Origin of the sequence: Anaerotignum propionicum DSM 1682 (assembly GCF_001561955.1) — a bacterium.
Classification (GTDB): domain Bacteria; phylum Bacillota; class Clostridia; order Lachnospirales; family Anaerotignaceae; genus Chakrabartyella; species Chakrabartyella propionicum.
The window spans coordinates 1,504,019-1,525,284 of the sequence record NZ_CP014223.1 but is presented as its reverse complement, the minus strand read 5'-3'; the positions used below and the strand labels follow the sequence as shown (position 1 = coordinate 1,525,284).

Below are 21,266 nucleotides of genomic sequence, written 5' to 3'. Positions count from 1 at the left end.
TTACAGTTTTCCTTTTGCTGTAGCTACCAAAGTAGTAAATGCAGCAGGATCGGAAACAGCCAAATCAGCCAACATCTTTCTATTGATGTTAACGTCAGCCATTTTTAAACCGTGAATCAGCTTGCTGTAAGAAATATCATTCAATCTTGCTGCTGCATTGATTCTTGTGATCCAAAGGCTTCTGTATTCTCTTTTGGTCTGCTTTCTGCCGGCAAATGCAAATGCCATAGCTTTCATTACAGACTGCTTTGCAACTCTGTACTGCTTGCTTCTAGCGCCACGATAGCCTCTAGCCAGCTTCAATACTTTTTTATGTCTTTTTCTCGCGTTTAACGCGCCTTTCACTCTTGCCATGGTAAAGTCCTCCTAAAAATATACTCGAAATTATGCGTATGGTAACAGTCTCTTTTTGATGCTGTTCAATACAGTTTTATCAACAGTTGTAGCGTGTCTCAAGTTTCTTTTTCTCTTTCTGGACTTTTTGCCAAGAATATGCTGTGTATTGGATTTCTGTCTTTTCAGCTGACCTGTGCCAGTAATTCTGAATCTCTTCGCTGCTGCTTTTTTTGTTTTCAACTTAGGCATAATGTTAAAACCTCCTAAAATAATCCTAGCAGATAAATCTGCTGCTTATGTCTTGTTGCTTTCTTCCATCCTGCGGATCAGCTCTTTGGTGCAAGGAACATAACTAAGCTTCTACCTTCCATCTTGGGTTCTTTTTCAACCACACCAAACTCTGCAGTTTCGTTTGCAAAGTTCTCCAGAATGACCATACCCGCCTTGGAATGACCAATTTCGCGTCCTCTAAAACGAATACTTACCTTTACCTTATCCCCATCCTTCAGGAATTCATTCGCTTTTTTCACCTTTACCTGAACGTCATGAGTATCGATACCAGGAGACAAACGAAGTTCTTTCACGTCTACAGTTTTTTGTTTCTTTCTGGCTTCTTTTTCTTTCTTAGCCTGATCGAATTTATATTTTCCATAGTCCATGATACGACAAACCGGAGGCTTCGCAGTTGGGGCAATTTTAACCAGATCCAGCTTCTTTTCATCTGCCAGCTTCTGTGCATCTTTAGAAGACACGATTCCCAACTGTTCCCCATCTTCACCAATCAATCTAATTTCCTTGTCTCTGATTTGCTCGTTGATCATTAATTCTGTAATAGCAAAGCACCTCCCAAATTATTGTACCGTTATCCGCAAGTGCGCAAAAAAAATTGCGCCGGAAGAAACCCGCCGCACACAGAAAAACAGAGTAAAGCCCTGCTTTAAAAATCGTGTATTAACCTTATAAAGCCCATGCCATAAGGTGAGAAGCGGAACTTCTTCTTTATTACCATAGTAGTATAGCATTAATTGACAACCACGTCAATAATTTTCTGAAAAAATATTAAATACGGGTGCAGATAATTTGTTCTGCACCCGAAACCAGCTTAGTTCATACTTCTTGCTTTAATTTCTTCTTTCACTCTTGCGATAACATCCGCCAAATCTACCTGTCCTTCATCGCCATTCTTTCTGGAGCGCAGGGAAACCTTATTCGCTTCCACATCCTTTTCGCCCACAACGATAATATAAGGTACTCTTTCATTTCTAGCTTCTCTTATTTTGTAGCCAATTTTTTCTGCACGATAATCAGTTTCAACACGGATACCCTCTGCATCTAACTGATCTGCCACCTGCTTTGCATAATCAGCAAACTTTTCAGAAATAGGCAGAACCTTTACCTGTACAGGAGAAAGCCAAGTAGGGAACTGACCTGCAAAATGCTCAATTAAAATACCAATAAAACGTTCAATAGAACCAAAAGCAACACGGTGAATCATAACAGGACGCTTTTTGCTGCCATCTGCTGCCATGTATTCCAAATCAAAACGCTCAGGCATCTGCATATCCAGCTGGATTGTGCCACACTGCCATGTTCTACCGATGGAATCTTCCAAATGGAAGTCAATTTTAGGGCCGTAGAATGCGCCATCGCCTTCATTTACAATATAGGAAATTCCATTCTCATCCAAAGCGCTTCTTAAGCCCTCTGTTGCCAATTCCCAAGCCTCATCAGAACCCATGCTGTTTTCAGGTCTTGTGGAAAGCTCAATATGATAATTGAAACCAAACTGACGGTAAACCCCATCAATCAAACGGATAACGCCACTGATTTCATCTTTAATTTGTTCCTCTGTCATAAAGATGTGGGCATCATCCTGATTAAAGCAACGTACACGCATCAAACCATGAAGTGCACCGGATTTTTCATGTCTGTGAACCAAACCGATTTCAGCAACACGCATAGGCAATTCTCTGTAAGAATGCATATCCTGCTTATAAACCAACATACCACCGGGGCAGTTCATTGGCTTAATGCAATAATTCATTTCATCAATCATTGTGGTATACATGTTGTCCTTATAATGATCCCAATGACCGCTATTTTCCCACAAATGCTGATTCATAATGATAGGTGTTGAAACCTCCACATAGCCAGCCTCTTTATGAATCTCTCTCCAATATTCCAATAAAGTATTTTTGATAATCATGCCTTTAGGCAGGAAGAAAGGGAAACCAGGGCCTTCATCCAACAGAGCAAACAGCTTAAGTTCCTTGCCAAGTTTTCTGTGGTCACGCTTCTTTGCTTCCTCCATCATTGTCAAATACGCTTCCAATTCGGATGCCTTTGGATAGGAAGTGCCATAAATACGAGAAAGCATTTTGTTTTTCTCACTGCCTCTCCAGTACGCACCCGCTACGGAAGTCAATTTAATAGCTTTAATATATTTGGTACTCATTAAGTGAGGGCCTGCACACAAATCTGTAAAATCACCCTGCTTATAGAAAGAAATAATTGCATCTTCAGGTAAATCCTGAATCAGCTCAACCTTATATGGCTCATTTCTCTCTTCCATATATTGAATAGCTTCTCCACGGGGCAATTCAAACCGTTCAATTGCCAAATCAGCCTTTACAATTTTTTTCATTTCAGCTTCAATTTCTTCCAATTCCTCAGGTGTAAATGCCTTTTCACGGTCAAAATCGTAATAGAACCCATCTGCAATGGCAGGTCCAATAGCCAGTTTTGTATCAGGGTAAAGATTCTTTACAGCCTGGGCTAAAATATGAGAGGTTGTGTGGCGGAATGCCATTTTACCAGCCTCATCTTCAAAAGTGCAGATGCTTACTTCTGCATCTTTCTCTACAACAAAACGTAAATCCTTTATTTCTCCATCAACAATGCCGGCACATGCATTTCTTGCCAATCCTTCGCTGATTGCCTTTGCAATATCCAGTACAGATACTGCTTGTTCAAATTCTTTTACAACGCCATCTTTCAGTGTAATTTTCATAATTTTCCTCTCCTTCTCGAAATAAACAAGATTTTTCGGAAAGCAGACTGCAATAAAAAAGCTCCCGTCCACTTTCCTTTCGGAAAGGGACGAGAGCATAATACTCCCGCGGTTCCACCCTTTTTGTTAAAAAACCACTCATTTAAAACTGTAACGTAGTCAACGGGCTTTATTAGAGCCACTCCGAGGTGGTTTTCGTACTCTCTCTTAACGTAGGACATTTCCACCCATGATTATGAAATAATCCGATGTCCCTCTCTGGCCGTTTTGAAAGGACTACTGTCCTCATCAACGCTTTCTGTTCTTCAATTGAAACACTTCTGATTATAGCACTAAAAACTAACTTGTCAACACTTTTCCTGAAAAAATTAAGCTTCTAAATTAGTGGTAATTCCTCAATGATCCATTCATTTTTCTTTTCAAGTTACATAATCATCTTTTAATAAATTGCCCAAAAAACACAGCTTCTCTTTCTCTTCCAATATAAAATGAAAAGTTCAAAACCATTTGTTTTTCTTAAAAAAATAAATTCCTCCAATAATAAATAGTATGGAAATGATGATTACCGTAGCATATCCGTACTTCCAATCATACTCCGGCATAGTAAAATTCATGCCATACCAGCCTACAATTAAGGTCAAAGGCAGGAAGATCGTTGTCACTACAGTGAAAACCTTCATAGTGGAGTTTAAACTGATATCCACCTCTGCTTCATAAGATTCCCTCACTTGGGTAACAGAATCTCGTAAGTTTAAGACACTTTGAAATCTTCTCTCCGTTCTTCTATTTAGCATTTTGAAGGAACGCAACGTTTTGCCGTCAAAAATACTGTTTTCATTCTCTCCTAGTATATCCAAAACATTTAAATATTGTTCATAATATCGTTTTAGAAACATCAGCCTTTTTCTAAGGCTGATAATATCGGCTACACAATTGTGCTTTTGCGAGGTGATTAGTGCTTGTTCCAAATCCATAATCTCTTTTTCCAAAGAATCAAAGACCTGATAATCTTCTCTGGTTTGTGCCTCAAAGAATAAATAGATAATGCGGTTAAGAGAAATTTTTTCTCCCAAACTTTTTGCACTTTCCTCCAGCAACTCCATGACACGCTCTTTCTGAGAGGTAAAGAAAAAAGCCCGCCCTTTTTCCAGATAAATAATTACGCTACCAAAACTAATCATTACTTTTTTGAAATCGGGCATTTCAAGGCTGATGCAATCAAAATTTTCAAATGAGTCGTATTTCGCATAGCCGAAGCGCCGGGCTTCTTCTAAAATTTTCATGGAAATACCCCAAGTATTTGCCCTGCCTTCCATCTCTTCATATGTGGATATGGATAAAAATTCTGTATTTTTCCCTTGATTTTTTTCTAAGAACGGGCAGATTTTATAATTCCCCTCTTCAATTGTTATAAACACAGCGAACCGCCCTTTCAAGTAATAATATGAAGTTGAATATCCAATTTTATTTAAATTTCACGGCAGTTCCATATGCCATAACTTCTGCGGCCCCTGGTGTAACGGCACTTGTTGTGAATCGCACATTTATCACTGCGTCAGCACCCAATTTTTCTGCCATTTGAATCATGCGCTCTGTGGCAATATTTCTTGCATCTATCATCATTTCCGTATAACCGGCGAGCTCCCCACCAACAATGCTTTTTAACCCGGCACCAATGTCCTTTCCAATATGCTTTGACTGAATGGTCGCACCTTGAACTAATCCAAGCATATCAAACTCCTTACCGGTAATATAATCTGTATTCACTAAAATCATAATTATCCCCCTTTTCACTTTTGAAGTATACTAAAACAGACAATCATATTTATCATGCCCTCTTTCGAATTAGTATACGCTGCAAATACTCAATTTAAAGATATACATATTATACCATAATTTCATTCATGAATCATAGCTGAAAAATAAAAACTTCATTTTAAAACCCCGCACTTTGCAAAAATTATGCAACGAGCGGGGTTTTCATCTAAATTATTTTGAAACTTATAGCACCTTCGCAAGAAAAGTCTGTAAACGCTCACTTTTGGGTTTTTCAAAGATTTCTTTGGGGGAACCCTCTTCCACCTGTTTTCCGTCAGCCATAAACATTACCCTTGTGCCAACTTCCTTTGCAAAGCCCATTTCATGGGTTACGACTACCATGGTCATATTATCCTTTGCCAGTTGTTTCATTACTTCCAAAACTTCACCAACCATTTCAGGGTCTAAGGCCGAGGTGGGTTCATCAAAAAGCATAACCTCAGGCTGCATACACAGTGCTCGCACAATAGCAATACGCTGTTTTTGTCCGCCGGAAAGCTGAGAGGGGTAAGCATTGGCACGGTCCTCCAACCCAACTCTTTTCAGAAGCTCCATGGCAATGGCTGTAGCTTCGGCTTCGCTTTTCCTTTGCAGCTTCATGGGTGCAATAATCATATTTTTTAGTATCGTCATATGAGGAAACAGATTGAAATGCTGAAAAACCATTCCCATGCGTTGACGATGAATGTTGATGTTGGTTTTCGAATCAGTAATGTCCACATCTTCAAAATAAATGCTTCCCCCTGTTGGGACTTCCAATAAATTTAGGCAACGCAAAAAGGTAGATTTGCCCGAACCAGAGGGTCCAATTACAACAACGACCTCGCCTTTTTTTATTTCGGTATTAATACCATCCAAAGCTTTTATTGCTCCGCCGTTATAATATTTCTGAACATTTTCTACTTTAATCAAAGTTGTATTAGCGCTCACTGTTTCTCAGCCTCCTTTCAAGCTTGCCTACCAGCCAAGTAAAGAACATGACCATAACCAAATAAATAAGAGCCACGCCAATTAAAGGCATCATAGGAGAAAAAGTTCTGCTTCTGATAATATCCCCTGCCTTAGTTACATCTTGTAATGCAACATATCCGGCAACGGAAGTCTCTTTTAATAAAACGATAAACTCATTCGCCAAAGCAGGCAATACATTTTTAAAGGCTTGGGGAACGATAATATACTGCATGGTCTGAAAATAATTAAAACCCAAGCTGCGTCCAGCTTCAAACTGTCCGGAATCAACAGACATTATGCCACTGCGCACAATTTCTGCCACATATGCACCGGAGTTGATACCAAACGCCAATACAGCCACCAATATCTTATTATTGGAAGAGGCGAAAATAATATAATACATAATCATTAACTGCACAACAACAGGTGTACCGCGGATAACCGTCAGATAGACCTGACTCAAACCGTTCAGCACACTTAAAATAAATTTCCCAAAACCGGGACGCATTTCTTTTTTGTTTTTATCATATGTGGAACGTATAATTGCAATAAGTACACCAATCACAATACCCAGAATTACGGCAAAAAAAGTTACCTTTAGCGTTACAGCCAGACCATCGGTTATATAACGCCAACGGTCTTCGGTAATGAAATTCAATTCAAATTGGGCTTGCATTTTTTCCAGCCATTCAGCCATAGAAACCCTCCTTCTCTTTAGAAACCAAAATAGGGACGAAACTCGCCCCTATGAAAGTGTCAACAAAGTCATTATTCTTTGAAAAAAGCTCAAAAATTTTAAGCTTTTTTCAAAGAAGCAGAAGAAGGACCGAAAAATCACTTTGGGAGAAAAGCTTACGATTCACCAAAGCATTTTGTTCCTCAAGTCCTTCCGCTGCTTAAAAATGACTTTGCATTCATTCTGACAGGGGCAATACTCGTCCCCAATCCAAGCGTATCATAAATTATTCAGCCTTGATATATTTATCAATAATCTTCTGTACTGTACCATCAGCAACAAGCTCTTTCAACGCGCCATTTACTTTTTCAGTCAATTCGCTATCCTTTGCGAAGCAGATTGCATAATCCTCTACAGCATATTCTGTGTCAAGAATCTTTAAACCTTGATTTGCTTCAACAAATGCTTTAGCAGGTTCTTTATCAATAATTACACAGTCAATTTTACCTGTAGCTAAAGACTGCACTGCATCGGCGCCCTTATTATAACGTTCGATAGTACCAAGACCTTTGCCTTCAATATCATCGGAAGCATAAATATCACCGGTTGTACCTGTTTGAACACCAACTGAATGTTTTGCGCCTTCTTTAAGCAAATCATCAACGGATGTAATTGTAGAATCTTCTTTAACAATTACAACCTGAATGCCTGTTGCATAAGAATCGGAGAAATCCACACTCTCAAGACGATCAGGTGTTACTGTCATACCAGCCATACCAAAGCTTGCTTTGCCACTTGTAACAGCAGGGATAATGGAATCAAAAGCCATATCATCAATCTGGAAATTGTAGCCCAACTTTTCAGCAATGGCAGCACCGATTTCTGCATCAATACCCACAATGTTCTGACCTTCATGATATTCATAGGGAGGGAACTCAGCGTTCGTTGCCATAATTAAAGTTTCCTTTTCCCCATTTGCAGCATCTTTATCTCCTGCAGGTTGCTCTGCTTTAGAACCTCCACAGCCAACCAATGCAGCTGTCATTGCAAACACCATTGTTGTTGCCAAAATACCTTTCAAAAATTTTTTCATAATACCCTGCCTCCTGTTTTCCTTTTTCTATTCATACATGGAAATATTCATTTTTACTTAAGAAATTATACTCTAAAATTGCATAAAATACAATGATATTTTTTCACTATAAATTCTAATTTAAAAATATTTTTTTGTGCATTTTGCTTTATTAGGGCATCTAAATCTCTCCGACAAAGTAGTTAAGGAACCTTTCAATTACACATACTTCTAATAGTACAGTAACTTTAATGCATTTTTACTTGCATAAACATTGCATATTCATGAATTGGGTGGATTTATGCTACATTTCTATCAATAAATTCCGGTTTCACTTTTGAATACATAATTTTCTGTTCACTATAAAGCCCATAATAACCAGACAGCATATAGCTTATACCGCAACAAAGAGCACAGTAAACGATGCCTTTTGCACCGAATAACTCAATACAAAGAAACACTGAGGCAATGGGGCAATTAGTAACACCACAAAAAACAGCCGTTAAACCCATTCCAGCGGCAAACGATGGCGAAATTCCCAATAAGGGTCCTAAAACACAGCCAAGGGTAGCGCCTATGAAAAATGTAGGAACAATTTCGCCCCCTTTATACCCTGCACCCAGTGTAATTGCAGTCAGCAAAATTTTCAGAAAAAAAGCCTCAGGTCTCGCCTCTCCGCCTATAGCTTTCTGTATAATGTCCATGCCTGCACCATTGTAGTCTCTCGTCCCCAAGAGCAATGTAAAGCCTAGCATCAAAGCGCCACCAACGAAAACCCGTATATATGGATTTTCTATGTACCTTCTATAAGCGTGGGAGGTTTTGTCCATCACAATACAAAACAGCATACTCGCCAATGCACAACATATGCCAAGAATGCCAACAGAAAGTGCCAATTTTAACTTCAACCCTTCAGGAACACCAAGTAAAGTATATGCAACCGGCAGAAAACCTAATTTTTGAGCCAGTGCCGATGCAATAAATGCGGCAATTGTAGCAGGAACAATAGCGGAATAGTGCATAATTCCAACGGAAATTACCTCCATAGAAAATATAACCGCCGTTAGAGGTGTGCCAAAAAGGGAAGAAAAACCGGCAGCCATACCGCACATAGTGATTATTCGCTTGTCCTTCTCGTTTAAATGAATGATTCGTCCCAAAAAAGAGGCTATACTACCTCCAAGTTGTAGCGCCGCCCCTTCTCTACCTGCTGATCCTCCAAAAAGATGGGTTATGATGGTGCTAAAAAAAATCAAAGGAGCCATTTTGAGTGAAACAGCTTCATTTTGTCTTACAGCGACTAAAATAAAATTGGTGCCGCGGTCTTTTCTTATTCCTAACAAATGGTATAGCCCAATGATTGCAAGTCCCCCAAAAGGCAGACACCACAATATTTTAGGGTGTTCCATTCTAAAAGTCGTCGCTACCTCCAATAACCAATGAAATGTGATACCAATGACGCCAACAATTCCTCCGACCAAACACCCGATTAACACCCATTTCAAAAAAATAGTAAAAACACGCTCACAACTCATGATGTGGGCTTTCGTTTTTTCCCACACAACAGCCCCTCCTCCCATTAAATACGAAAACGCTTCTGAAAACCCCTTTCACTTGGTTATTAAATTTAATATAGAAAGGATGTGAAATGTTTTATAGAAACTCTTGAAATTCAAGACAGAAAAAAACACAGTTTTCAGAAAGGTTTTAAACTCAAAGCCTAGTATACAACGTTTCAGATGGTCATTCAAGAGAAGCTTGGAAATTTATTTCAATCTAAAAGTCAAGAATAAAACCAATTTCGGAACAGAGGGATAAAATTTTGTTTTAAATCGAAATCCTTATAAATATTTAATATAAATGCCTTAAAACCAAACTTTTACTAATAAAAAAGCTTTTTTACACACCTGTTTAGATGTAAAAAAGCTTTTTCACCATTTTAGGAAATAAAGAAATGAAAATAAACTCATTTTTCTCAAATTCAAACTACTTTTTTAAAAGCTCTTCCTTAAACTTACCGTTTTCATAGAAAAGCTCTCCATCTGCAAAAATTTTTCCTTCATTGGTCATATCTGTAATCATATCCCAATGAATGGCAGATTCGTTTTTACCACCTGCTTCATGAAAAGCCTCACCAATAGCCATATGCATTGAGCCACCAATCTTCTCATCAAACAAAATATTTTTTGTATGCTGTTGTATGCCATAATTTGTGCCAATGGCTACTTCTCCAAAATAGCGAGAACCCTCATCGGTATCAATAAAAGATAAAAGCTGTTTTTCTTTCACTTTATTCTTACAAGTAGCTTCTATAATACGTCCATTTTCAACAGTAAGGCAAACCTCTTCGAATTCGTTTCCATTCATAATAGAAGGATAGGAAAAAGTTATGTGCCCATTTATGCCATCCTCCACCGGGGAGGTGAATATTTCACCATCAGGAAAGTTTTCTTGTCCACAGCAATTAATCCATTTTCTTCCCGCAATGGAAACTCGTATATCTGTGTCTTTGGTTAGAATATGCAATTCCTTTTTATCATTTAAGTAGGTTGCCCACTTTTCTTGAATTCTGGCCATTTCTTCCCATTTGGCAACAGGATCTTCTTCATATAAAAAGCCGGCACGGTAAACAAACTCTTCATATTCATCTAAACTCATGTCTGCATTTTGGGCATCTCCATTGGTTGGGAATTGGGTACCACACCAACGTAAGGAGCCATTTCCCATGCGCTGGGAATAAATTTTACGATTTTCCCGATTTGCAAGTCGGCGGTTTTTCAATCTTTCTCCATCAATAGATTGAAAAACCTTAACGTTTTCACTTCCCCAAGCACTAATCCATACATCACTTTTTGCACATGCACCAAATCGTATATTTTCCCTCGCATATTGCTCTTGGGTACCATTTTTAATAATTTCCGCATCTACTTCAGGAATATCAATATAGTATTCTATCAAGGCACCTTTTTTCACCGCCGCACGGGTCACTGCTTTCACAAAGGGTAACGCCGCCTCCTCGCCGGAAATGGCAACACGGTCACCTGCTTTTACTTTCGTGGAATAGCTTACTAAAACTTCCGCAAGTTTTTCCAAACGTTCATCTCTCAAAAAAACACCTCATTTCACAGTAATTTGGCACATAGCCAAGGTTGTCAGCGCAGCCCGATGGGTTTCAGGGGTCACCCCTGCACAACAGGAAGAATCCACACAAATTTTCATTTCAGGCATTTTCGCTTTTAGTAAAATTGCATTGGACACGACGCAAATATCTGTACAAAGGCCCACCATTTCAACTTCAATCTCCTCGTTTTTTGATTCCTGATATAACAGCTCCGCCAGTTCCACAGAACCAAAGGTGGGCTTATCAAGTACCCGCACACCCTCCAAAGCCTCTGCAATTCGTTTATCCAACTGCCACCCTTCTGTGCCTCGCACACAATGAACAACAGGTAGATTTTTGCCTTCTTGGGTCTCCAGATAGTTTTCTTCATGGGTGTCTCTAGTAGCAATAATATTCTCTTTGGGATACTCACTAATTTTATTCAGTACGCAGTCCACAATTTTCTGCGCTTCTTTCGTTCCTAAAGAACCATCGATAAAATCTTTCTGCATATCAATAACAAGCAATATATTTTTCATGGCATACCCTCCAAACGTAGATTAACATTTTTAATGAATTAATCATACAACAAGCGTTCCCAAATATCTATATACATTTTCCCAATTATAAAACAAGATTGCTATAAATTATGGTCAAATGGTAAATTTCAAGGGAATCCCCTTGACAGGACATTTCTTTTCGGTTTATGATGATAACTGATAAAAACTGTGAAAGAGAATAGTAAAAAAGTCCATTTGTCTCCAGAAAATAGGCGGTTGATGCGAGCCTTGACAAACCTTTTTGAACCCCCCTCCTGAGTTCCGCAGGGAAAATGCGGCGTAACTTGGCGTTAACAAGGCTTAAGTGGACGGAATCTTTCCGTCAATGAGGGTGGCACCGCCGATTCGACCTTGGTCCCTTTTTATGGGATTAGGTCTTTTTTTGTGGAAAAAACATCATCACAGTCTAAGGAATAGCTAAGGCAATAACCAACTTCTGTATATAAATCTGCACCGTGCTGTTCATCCAAAAATAGAAAGCAGATATTGGATTCTGAAATATTCCCATGCATTTTAGCACAAATAATTGGTCAAGAAAATCCATTCAGATGATTATACAAAGCATTGCCTAAATAAATGTATTTGACAAAGAAGAAATTAAATGAAATGTTAGGAGGAACTATAATGGCAAAGGACAAAAAACTAGTTGAATCCATTACCGATATGGAGCAGGATTTTCCTCAGTGGTACACTGACGTAGTAAAAAAAGCGGACTTAACTGATTATTCAACCTTAAAAGGTTGTATGATTATTCGTCCATACGGTTATGCAATTTGGGAATTAATTCAAAAGGAACTGGACAGACGTTTTAAGGAAACAGGACATGAAAACGTTTACATGCCTATGTTTATTCCTGAAAGTCTTCTCCAAAAAGAGAAGGATCATGTGGAGGGCTTTGCACCCGAAGTTGCTTGGGTAACCCATGGTGGTGAAACCAAATTACAGGAGCGTATTTGTGTTCGCCCTACTTCCGAAACTCTATTTTGCGATCATTACGCAAATATTATTCAATCTTATCGTGACCTACCTAAGCTTTACAATCAATGGTGCTCCGTTGTGCGTTGGGAAAAAACAACCCGCCCTTTCCTGAGAACCACAGAGTTTTTATGGCAGGAGGGTCATACTGCCCATGCAACTGCTGAGGAAGCAGAAGAAGAAACCGTACGCATGCTTAACGTTTATGCAGATTTTTGCCATGAATATTTGGCAATCCCTGTAGTTAAAGGTGAAAAAACAGCAAAAGAACGTTTTGCAGGTGCAAAAGCAACCTATACCATCGAAAGCTTGATGCATGACGGAAAAGCTTTGCAGTCAGGCACAAGCCATAACTTTGGCGATGGATTTGCCCATGCTTTCGGCATTCAGTATACAGATAAGGATAATCAGCTGCAATATGTTCACCAAACCAGTTGGGGCATGACAACCCGTTTGATTGGTGCATTGATTATGGTTCATGGTGACAACAGCGGACTTGTTTTACCTCCTATGGTAGCCCCCACACAGGTTATCATCATTCCCATTGCCCAGCATAAGGAAGGCGTTCTGGAAAAAGCTGAAGCTTTGAGAGCAGCCCTAAGCAAAACCTGCCGCATTAAATTGGATGATACAGATAAATCTGCCGGTTGGAAATTCAGTGAATACGAAATGAAGGGTGTTCCTCTTCGTTTGGAAGTTGGCCCTAAGGATTTGGAGAAAAATCAGGCGGTGATCGCAAGACGTGATACAGGGGAAAAAATCATTGTTTCTCTGGATGAACTGGAAGAAAAAATTCCCGCACTGCTTCAAGAAGTTCAGGATAACCTACTGAGAAAAGCAACAGAAAGAAGAGATTCCAAAACCTACACAGCTACAAACTTGGAGGATTTCGAACGCACCCTAAACGAAACACCAGGTTTTGTAAAAGCAATGTGGTGTGGCGATCAGGCATGCGAAGATGCAATCAAAGAAAAAACCGCCGCAACAAGCCGTTGTATCCCCTTTGAACAAGAAGAAATCTCCGATACCTGCGTTTGCTGCGGAAAAAAAGCAACCCATATGGTTTATTGGGGCAGAGCATATTAATTTTATAAAGAAACCCGCCATGCAACATATGCTTTGGCGGGTTTTCCCTTACTCTTTTAAATCTTGAATATCTTTTTGCATTTTAGCAATGGCAGCTTCAATTTCTTCAATCTGTTGACAGAACTGCGTTAGTTCTTCAGATAATTCTATTCCTTGGCGAAATTGCTCGAAAACAATTCCTCCCATTCTTTCTTTCATAGAAGAAATATTCTGTCTTTGTGCCCCTATTTTAGAATTCAGCATTCCGATTTCAACCATATCTCCTGTTTTATCTGCGGCTTTTTTTGCTAGATTTCCCACCTTATCAATAAATCCAGTCATTGGCTTTCCCTCCCCTATCTCTCATTTTCTATTCTTAAGGTCATTCCTTTATGCATCCCATTTTTTATTTTGTGGAAATTGCTGATTAGATTGGTTGAAATCATATTGCAAGGATTTTCTCAGTGGTATATGATTAAATTATAGAAGTTTTCAGCAATAAAAGAACGATAAAAAAGGCAAGTTCGAGAGCTTCTAAACGGATGTGCTATACTTATGAGATGATTCTTGCCCTATACAAAAGAGGAGGATAAAAATGAACCCTATACTAAAGATTCACGAAAAAGACAACGTGGGTACCTGTTTAAGAAAATTGGAAGCCCAAGAAACCATTCCTTTTGACAAATGCAATATAACAGCCACAGAGCCTATTCCTCAGTATCACAAAATTGCACTTACACATATCCCGATTCACAATCCCGTTTATAAATATGGACAAATCATTGGACTTGCCACAAAGGAAATATCCCAAGGTGATTATGTGCATGTTCATAATATTGAAAGCAAACGGGGACGTGGGGATAAAAAGGAGGAATGCTGATATGATGCTCATGGGCTATGCACGGGAAAATGGTACCTTTGGTATTCGAAACCATTTATTAATCATTCCTGCCTCTGTTTGTGCAGTGGAAGTGGCAAATCGCATTGCCGAAAAAGTTGGCGGTATTTCCCTTCCTCATCAGCATGGGTGCTGTCAGATGGGTGCAGACTTTCGTCAAACGGTACGCACCCTTACTGGGTTCGGCTGTAACCCAAATGTAGGTGCTGTTTTGGTTGTGGGACTGGGCTGTGAAGGTATTCAGGCCGACCAGATTGCCCATGAAATTGAAAAGACGGGAAAACAAGTCTCATTCATTACCATACAAGGCTGTGGCGGAACAACAAAAACCGTGGAACAAGGAATTCGAATTACATCAAAAATGGCAGAAAACCTATCTTTGATGAAAAGAGTTCCCTTCTCCATCAACCATCTCATACTCGGCATGGAATGCGGCGGCAGTGATCCCACCAGCGGTATTGTTGCAAATCCTGCTATTGGCATTGCTTCGGATCTTCTAGTCTCAATGGGTGGAAGCAGCATTTTAAGCGAAACCACCGAGGTAATCGGTGCAGAACATATTTTGGCAGAAAGATTTTATGATTCCCGAGAAAGAGCAAAGTTTTTGGATATGGTCTCTAATGTGGAGAAAAGAGCTTTGGCTGTTGGGGAGGATTTACGGGGGTCACAGCCAACCCCGGGAAATATTCAAGGAGGACTTAGTACCATAGAAGAAAAATCATTGGGATGCATGCATAAAGCGGGAGATACAACACCTTTTATGGGTGCCTTGGAATATAGTGAGCCTGTTCCTTCCTCAAAACCTGGTCTTTACTTCATGGATACACCAGGAGAAGATATTGATTCTATTACAGGTATGGTGGCAGGCGGTGCACAGCTGATTGTTTTCACCACCGGACGGGGAACGCCCACTGGATGCCCCATTGCTCCTGTAATTAAAATTACAGGAAATCCAGAGACATATCGTAATATGGAAGAAAACATAGATATTAACGGTGGAAAAGTAATTCTTGGAGAATGTACCCTCGACTCTGTTGGCAAGGAAATTTTTGAAAAGATGGTTTCAGTAACAAATGGAGAACTGACTAAGGCGGAGAAATTAGGACAAAAAGAGTTCGGAATTTATCGCATTGGCTATACTTTTTAGTATTTGGAGGTGCCTTTAATGAAATTTAAAAGTCCATTACTTGTGGTTTCAAATTTGGAGGAGCCAAAGCAACTTTACACAGAGATTTTGGGCCTTCGAGTTATTATGGATTTTGGAGCAAACGTGACTTTAACAGGAGGAATTGCTTTGCGAACATAAGACTCTTGGCTTTCGTTCATTGATAATAATAAAAGACTATTAAGGTGACTGGCTATACCTACCATAACCTTGCAAAAAGCTCCCACAATCCACCAAAAAAGATGGAAAGCGGGAGCATAATTTATGGTAAAGCAGTTTCACTTCTACCAAAATGCAAATGAAATAAATAATAAACTTTACAATTTATTACGGACACTTATTTATATTCCTTGATTTTGGTACACTCCTTTTTAAAATCAAAAAGCTTATAGTCACTTCTTGTCATACCAAAATTTCCGAGAAAATTATCTTAATTTAAAGTTCGATATTTGACTTTGCAGTATTTCAGCCTGACCTGAAAGCTCTTCGCTGGAAGCGGCACTTTCTTCTGCTGTGGCAGAGTTTGTCTGAACCACACTGGCAATTTGTTCGACGCCAATATTAATTTGCTCGGCTGCTTCTGCCTGCTGTTGGGATGTTTCTGCTATCTCCTGAACCAGGACAATAACCCGATTGCCTTTCTCATCGATTTTATTTAAGGATTCCCGCACGCTGTCCACCAGCCTGGTGCCATTATTTACAGCAATAATTGTATTATCAATTAATGTTGTGGTATTCTTAGCGGCCTCAGCACTCTTACCAGCCAAATTTCGCACCTCATCCGCAACAACAGCAAAACCTTTTCCTGCCGCACCTGCACGGGCAGCCTCAACAGCTGCGTTCAACGCAAGAATATTTGTTTGGAATGCAATATCGTCGATGGCACGAATAATTTTTTGTACTTCATTAGAGGTATTTGTAATTTCATCCATAGCAGCAACAAGGTTTTGCATTTGTTCATTACCCAGATGGATTTCATCCGTGGTCTCTTTTACATTATCGTAAACCTGTTTTGCGCCATCTGCATTTTGTTTAATCTGCTCAGAAATTTCAGCAATATTGGATGCCAACTCTTCGATAGAGCTTGCTTGCTCCGTTGCTCCCTGAGATAAAGACTGTGCGCCAGAGGATACTTGATCAGCACCTGCCGTAACCTCCTTCGAAGAAATTTGAATCTGCGTAAGGGTTTCATTCAATGCAGCAATGATCTGTTCCATGGAAAGTTTAATGGGCGAAAAATCATTTTGATAATCAATATCCACCTTTACTGTCATATCTCCATCAGCCATACGTCCAAGAACATAAGAAATATTTGCTATATAACGATTTAAGTTCTCAATCAAAGTACGAATACTGTTGGCTAAAGAACCAACCTCATCTTTAGATTCATATGTAACGACTGCATTTAGATTGCCTTCTGCCAAGTCCTTCGCCGCAGCCTCAATATCTGCCAAAGGCTTACGAATACTTTTAATAATGTATAAACCCATAAGAATTGCAATAAGAAAACTTGCGCCGAACAATGTGAAAATAATCAAAGTAACAACTTGCGCGGATTTCTCCGACTTAAGATAAAAATTATTTGCTGTTTCCATTGCGATATTATTAATTTCATCTGCCAAGTCACGTGCTTTTTGTGCAGCTGGAATATATTCCTCGTTAATAATACGTCTAGCCAATTCAGTATCGTTTGCGTAAGCAGCAGTGATAACCCTTTCACGAATTTCAGCTCTTTTTGGTGAATCTGCTACAATCTGTGCCAACTTATCTTTACCTTCTTGCTGCACCAGCACACCCTCAAGCTTTGTCAATAAGTTTTCCAAATCAGCAGATCTGGTATCAATATCTTCATCCCAAGCCTTTAATTTTTCAGGGTCTTCTTCTATAACCATATAAGCTAAATCTTTTTGAATTCCTTGTATCTGCCTTCTGACTGACTGAGTATAGTTGGTTGCATGAAAAGGTTTTTCATAAAAATTCTTAAAATCATTTCTAATAGAGTATATCCCTAAAAAAACAGCACAAACTACCGTGATTACGTTTAAAGCAATCACTATCCCAAACGAAATGCTCAATTTCTTACTAATACTAAAATTCCTCATACTATCAGTCGCCCTCTCTTCTTATCCTTCGTATTGCCCCATAGTTTAAATACAATTACATACCAAATGATTTTGTAATTACTTTATGTAATTCTATTTTTTAAATATACTTGTTCATATATTTACAGTCAATATTTTTTTAGAAGATTATGTCGAATATTGTTAAATTATCCAACGATAACTTGCTATTTTCCATAATATTTCATAATCTTAATAAACAAAAAGACTTTTTTGGGGTAAAATTTCATAATCTCACTTTTGCCTACTCCTTAAAGCAATTCCGTATTTTATTATGCTTGCAAAGTCAAATTGTTTAACGTAAGAAATGAATATTAACTTAATTTAAAACTACTTGATAAATCAATAAAAATAATGATAAATATTTATGTTGAAAATTTATAAAGGTACCTGTATAATATGGACTATAAATTTATAAAAGAAGGGACACAACATGCAGGACAATTTGGAATTAATGGATCAATTCTTTCTAGTCAATCGGTTGATGCACCGGTATCATCATCAAAAGAATCGAATTGCCCAAAAGGAATCATTTCAAGGACAAGGGCGTATTTTATCCCTTTTGCTTCATAATCCCGGAATACGGCAAAAAGAGCTGTCGGATTGGCTGGATATACGCTCCCAGTCTATAGGGGAAATCATTATGAAACTGGAAATAAATGGTTACATCACCCGTATTCCCAGTGAAAAGGATCGGCGGGCCATGTGTATCTATTTAACAACAGAAGGGGAAAAAGCAGCACAATTCATGGAAAAAAACATTCAAGAAGCCGTGAGAGTCTTTGACTGCCTGAATGATGATGAAAAAAATAACTTGCATCAATATTTGTTTCGTATCATAAGTAAGCTTGAAAGGATAACAAAGGAGGATGTCCGAGAAATATAAACATCTTATTTTTGTTTCAGTTACATCATTTCAATTCATTTTCGTATGGAGATAAACTATGGATATTCAAACCTATTTATTTTATTTCGCAGCAATCATCGCACTTGTTATTTCCTTTGTGAAGGACAAAAAAAAATCCATGCTTGCATTAAAAAAAGCATGGAAATCTTTTGAGAATATTCTTCCACAAGTTCTGTCCTTGCTTGTAATAGTAGGAATTTTGCTTGCAGTTGTAAATACAGATGTTATATCCCAGCTAATTGGTGAAAATTCAGGATGGTTCGGCGTAGTATTGGCAGGTTCCGTTGGGGCGATTACACTCATTCCCCCTTATGTTGCCTTCCCTACGGCAGCTCTACTGGTTGATGCGGGAGCCGGATATATGCAGATTGGGGCATTTATTTCTACCCTCATGATGGTAGGCTTAGTTACAATACCAGTAGAAATGAAATTTTTCGGTAAAAAGCTTACGCTGCTGAGAAATTTATTCGCCTTCATTTTCTCGTTTTTCGTTGCAATTATAATTCGTTTGGTGGTGGGTTCATGATGAAAAAAGTGCTTACAATTCTCAAAAGATATCGTTTCTTTCTTTTCAGCTTGGTTATATTAGGCATCCTGACCACATTCAAACCTCAAGTGGGAATGAAAAGTGCAGGAATCTCCCTTTTTCAGCTTACGCAAATGCTTTTGGTTGTTCCTCCTGTGTTCATTTTATTAGGACTGCTGGACGTTTGGATTCCCAGAGAAACTATGGTTAAATATATGGGAGAAAATTCTGGGCTAAAAGGAATGTTTCTAGCCTTTATTATCGGCTCCTTTGCAGCAGGACCCCTTTACGGAGCGTTTCCCATTGCATCAGTCTTTATGAAAAAAGGGGTAAAATTTACAAATCTAATGATTTTTATTGGCGCTTGGTCCACCACAAAAATTCCTATGTTGATGTTTGAAATGACATACATGGGAATGAAATTTGCCTTGACTCGCCTCGCCGTGGATATCCCGGGAATTATTCTCATAGCTTTTACTCTAAATCGAACTCTCTCAAAAAAAGAGGTGGAAGAAATTTATAAAGCCGCCGAATCTCTGGATATATAAGACATAAAAAAATCACACTTTCGTGTGATTTTTTAGTTTATTATGTTTGGGTAACGGATTTTATCTGAAAAAACACTTAAGGTAAAACAATTTCTCATTTTTACATTATTGACCATTTCTTCTTAAGAATTAGAATTTAACTCAATAGTTGATTATATTTGTCCAATAGCTCCTTTAGTCCATCTTCAGCAGTTCTGTTGTTATTGCATACCATCTCTGCCGCCCTTTCATATAAAGGCAGCCGTTCCCGATATAAGCGAGCTGTGGCTTCAGCATCGGGCGCCAAAGGTCTGCCATTGCCGCTCTCCAGCAGAGAAACATCTCTCTTTACCCAAAGAATGCGACCATTTTGTTTTAAGTCACCAATGTTCTCCTCATTCTTGATTACACCACCCCCTGTAGCAATAACCAGTCCATTTTGCTTAGAAAACTTTTGAACCATGGCTCTTTCTATAAGACGGAATGAGGATTCACCCATTTTTGAAAAGTACTCTTTGATTGACATACCAATTTCCATTACAATTTCTTCATCGATGTCCACAAAAACCTTTCCCAAACGTTCAGCCGCCATCTTGCCCAAGGTAGTTTTTCCACAGCCACTCATCCCAATGAGTACAAGGTTGCCTCTCTCTTCCAATAAAGCTGTATATAGGTTTTGAATCAAAGTATTTTCCATCTTTCTACCTAAAAAAATTTCAACTGCACATTTAGCCTGGCCAATGAGCATTTCTAAGCCGCCCACAGCAGTCACACCTTTGGAAAATCCATCCAAAACAAATTTTGTCCGCAGGGGATTGTATACAACATCAACCACCGCCTCCAAATTGCCAAACCCTTTTAAATCAATAGGACTTTCTTCGGTGTTGGGATACATACCAACAGGAGTGGTATTGATAATGATTTGTGCATCCCTGTGGCTTTCATAACACACTTGGTAGGTAATTGTTTCTGGATTTTCTTTATAATACACAGTAAGAACCTCTTCTACGCCCATGTCTTTCACAACGGCGATGCAAGCCTTTGCCGCTCCTCCCCTACCCAAAAGCAAGACCTTTTTCCCCTTTGGGTTTACTTTGTGCTTCATTAACATATAACGAAAACCATCATAATCCGTATTATAACCGTAAAGTTTATTGCCTCTATGAACAACTGTGTTAACCGCCCCGATTGCCGCCGCCTTGGGATCAATACAATCCAAATATGGCATAACGAGTTCTTTATATGGGATTGTGACGTTTATTGCATGAAAATCCCTTTGTTTCATGAAATGATGAAAAGCCTCAGTTGAAAGAGGAATTAAATCATATGTATAATCTGCCAGTTGCTCATGTATGATTTTGGAAAAACTATGTCCAAGTTTTTCTCCAATTAAGCCGTATCTCATATAATGCACCTCACATCCTTAGGTATCCTCCTATGGTAATACACCTGTCAAAAATATGCAACGGTTTTATAAGGTTTTCTTGAATGAAAAAAACTCACTTCAAAAATTTTTAATTCTTTCAAATTTTGAATGATAAATTCAAACAAGTTTAAACA

Annotated in this window: 22 protein-coding genes and 1 other annotated feature; of the genes, 7 read left to right on the top strand and 15 right to left on the bottom strand. The window is 38.8% G+C overall.

Annotated features, from left to right (window positions below; translation table 11 throughout):
- The 12 genes from rplT to CPRO_RS07215 form a co-directional block, all read right to left on the bottom strand.
- Positions 1–354, bottom strand: coding sequence for a 50S ribosomal protein L20 (gene rplT / locus CPRO_RS07275; protein ID WP_066049733.1), 354 nt, complete (start codon positions 352–354; stop codon positions 1–3).
- Positions 355–384: 30 nt separating this feature from the next.
- Positions 385–585, bottom strand: coding sequence for a 50S ribosomal protein L35 (gene rpmI, locus CPRO_RS07270; RefSeq protein ID WP_066049731.1), 201 nt, complete (start codon positions 583–585; stop codon positions 385–387).
- A gap of 77 nt (positions 586–662) precedes the next feature.
- Positions 663–1,157: a translation initiation factor IF-3 gene (gene infC / locus CPRO_RS07265; protein ID WP_066049727.1), complete on the bottom strand. Its 495-nt coding sequence runs from the start codon at positions 1,155–1,157 to the stop codon at positions 663–665.
- A gap of 281 nt (positions 1,158–1,438) precedes the next feature.
- Positions 1,439–3,346 (bottom strand): threonine--tRNA ligase, encoded by a 1,908-nt coding sequence (gene thrS / locus CPRO_RS07260; protein WP_066049724.1) that lies wholly within the window; start codon positions 3,344–3,346, stop codon positions 1,439–1,441.
- A 497-nt stretch (positions 3,347–3,843) separates the two neighbouring features.
- Complete coding sequence (locus tag CPRO_RS07250) at positions 3,844–4,764, bottom strand: magnesium transporter CorA family protein (protein ID WP_066049719.1); 921 nt, start codon at positions 4,762–4,764, stop codon at positions 3,844–3,846.
- 46 nt (positions 4,765–4,810) lie between these two features.
- The gene (locus CPRO_RS07245; protein ID WP_066049716.1) at positions 4,811–5,122 is read right to left on the bottom strand and encodes a YbjQ family protein; all 312 of its coding nucleotides are present in this window, start codon (positions 5,120–5,122) and stop codon (positions 4,811–4,813) included.
- A gap of 225 nt (positions 5,123–5,347) precedes the next feature.
- Positions 5,348–6,094, bottom strand: coding sequence for an amino acid ABC transporter ATP-binding protein (locus tag CPRO_RS07240; RefSeq protein WP_066049713.1), 747 nt, complete (start codon positions 6,092–6,094; stop codon positions 5,348–5,350).
- Complete coding sequence (locus CPRO_RS07235; protein WP_066049710.1) at positions 6,084–6,812, bottom strand: amino acid ABC transporter permease; 729 nt, start codon at positions 6,810–6,812, stop codon at positions 6,084–6,086. The genes CPRO_RS07240 and CPRO_RS07235 overlap by 11 nt, the downstream gene beginning before the upstream one ends.
- A 265-nt stretch (positions 6,813–7,077) precedes the next feature.
- Entirely contained in the window at positions 7,078–7,884 is an 807-nt protein-coding gene (locus CPRO_RS07230; RefSeq protein ID WP_066049707.1) for a transporter substrate-binding domain-containing protein, read from the bottom strand.
- A 278-nt stretch (positions 7,885–8,162) separates the two neighbouring features.
- Positions 8,163–9,425, bottom strand: coding sequence for a chloride channel protein (locus CPRO_RS07225; RefSeq protein ID WP_330383882.1), 1,263 nt, complete (start codon positions 9,423–9,425; stop codon positions 8,163–8,165).
- Between the two features lie 424 nt (positions 9,426–9,849).
- On the bottom strand, positions 9,850–10,971 hold the full coding sequence (locus CPRO_RS07220) for an aminopeptidase (protein ID WP_066049704.1): 1,122 nt from the start codon (positions 10,969–10,971) through the stop codon (positions 9,850–9,852).
- 9 nt (positions 10,972–10,980) lie between these two features.
- On the bottom strand, positions 10,981–11,502 hold the full coding sequence (locus CPRO_RS07215; protein ID WP_066049700.1) for a cysteine hydrolase family protein: 522 nt from the start codon (positions 11,500–11,502) through the stop codon (positions 10,981–10,983).
- Between the two features lie 180 nt (positions 11,503–11,682).
- Positions 11,683–11,886 (top strand) — a binding site (T-box leader).
- Between the two features lie 261 nt (positions 11,887–12,147).
- On the opposite strand from CPRO_RS07215, the gene proS reads away from it, so the two are divergent.
- A complete protein-coding gene (gene proS / locus CPRO_RS07210; RefSeq protein ID WP_066049697.1) occupies positions 12,148–13,584 on the top strand; it encodes a proline--tRNA ligase in 1,437 nt (478 codons plus the stop codon).
- Between the two features lie 48 nt (positions 13,585–13,632).
- On the opposite strand, the gene CPRO_RS07205 is transcribed toward proS, so the two are convergent.
- On the bottom strand, positions 13,633–13,905 hold the full coding sequence (locus CPRO_RS07205) for a hypothetical protein (RefSeq protein ID WP_066049695.1): 273 nt from the start codon (positions 13,903–13,905) through the stop codon (positions 13,633–13,635).
- 253 nt (positions 13,906–14,158) lie between these two features.
- Between CPRO_RS07205 and CPRO_RS07200 the strand changes: the two genes are divergently transcribed.
- The 3 genes from CPRO_RS07200 to CPRO_RS14895 are packed head-to-tail and all read left to right on the top strand — an operon-like array spanning position 14,159 to position 15,767.
- Positions 14,159–14,443 carry a UxaA family hydrolase gene (locus tag CPRO_RS07200; protein ID WP_066049692.1) on the top strand — a complete coding sequence of 95 codons (285 nt, stop codon included), beginning with the start codon at positions 14,159–14,161 and terminating at the stop codon, positions 14,441–14,443.
- Between the two features lies 1 nt (position 14,444).
- Positions 14,445–15,608 (top strand): UxaA family hydrolase, encoded by a 1,164-nt coding sequence (locus tag CPRO_RS07195; protein WP_066049690.1) that lies wholly within the window; start codon positions 14,445–14,447, stop codon positions 15,606–15,608.
- 18 nt (positions 15,609–15,626) lie between these two features.
- Complete coding sequence (locus tag CPRO_RS14895) at positions 15,627–15,767, top strand: VOC family protein (RefSeq protein WP_072743557.1); 141 nt, start codon at positions 15,627–15,629, stop codon at positions 15,765–15,767.
- Positions 15,768–16,051: 284 nt separating this feature from the next.
- On the opposite strand, the gene CPRO_RS07190 is transcribed toward CPRO_RS14895, so the two are convergent.
- Entirely contained in the window at positions 16,052–17,728 is a 1,677-nt protein-coding gene (locus CPRO_RS07190) for a methyl-accepting chemotaxis protein (protein WP_066049688.1), read from the bottom strand.
- A gap of 451 nt (positions 17,729–18,179) precedes the next feature.
- Between CPRO_RS07190 and CPRO_RS07185 the strand changes: the two genes are divergently transcribed.
- From CPRO_RS07185 to CPRO_RS07175, 3 genes are read left to right on the top strand one after another with little or no spacing between them, the layout of a single operon-like run.
- Positions 18,180–18,632: a MarR family winged helix-turn-helix transcriptional regulator gene (locus CPRO_RS07185; protein ID WP_066049685.1), complete on the top strand. Its 453-nt coding sequence runs from the start codon at positions 18,180–18,182 to the stop codon at positions 18,630–18,632.
- A 58-nt stretch (positions 18,633–18,690) separates the two neighbouring features.
- Positions 18,691–19,179, top strand: coding sequence for a permease (locus CPRO_RS07180; RefSeq protein ID WP_066049683.1), 489 nt, complete (start codon positions 18,691–18,693; stop codon positions 19,177–19,179).
- A complete protein-coding gene (locus tag CPRO_RS07175; protein ID WP_312070280.1) occupies positions 19,176–19,727 on the top strand; it encodes a permease in 552 nt (183 codons plus the stop codon). Before CPRO_RS07180 ends, CPRO_RS07175 begins: the two co-directional genes overlap by 4 nt.
- Positions 19,728–19,863: 136 nt before the next feature.
- Here the strand turns inward: CPRO_RS07175 and CPRO_RS07170 are convergent, their stop codons facing one another.
- The gene (locus CPRO_RS07170) at positions 19,864–21,111 is read right to left on the bottom strand and encodes a shikimate kinase (RefSeq protein ID WP_066049681.1); all 1,248 of its coding nucleotides are present in this window, start codon (positions 21,109–21,111) and stop codon (positions 19,864–19,866) included.
- Positions 21,112–21,266 lie beyond the last annotated feature (155 nt).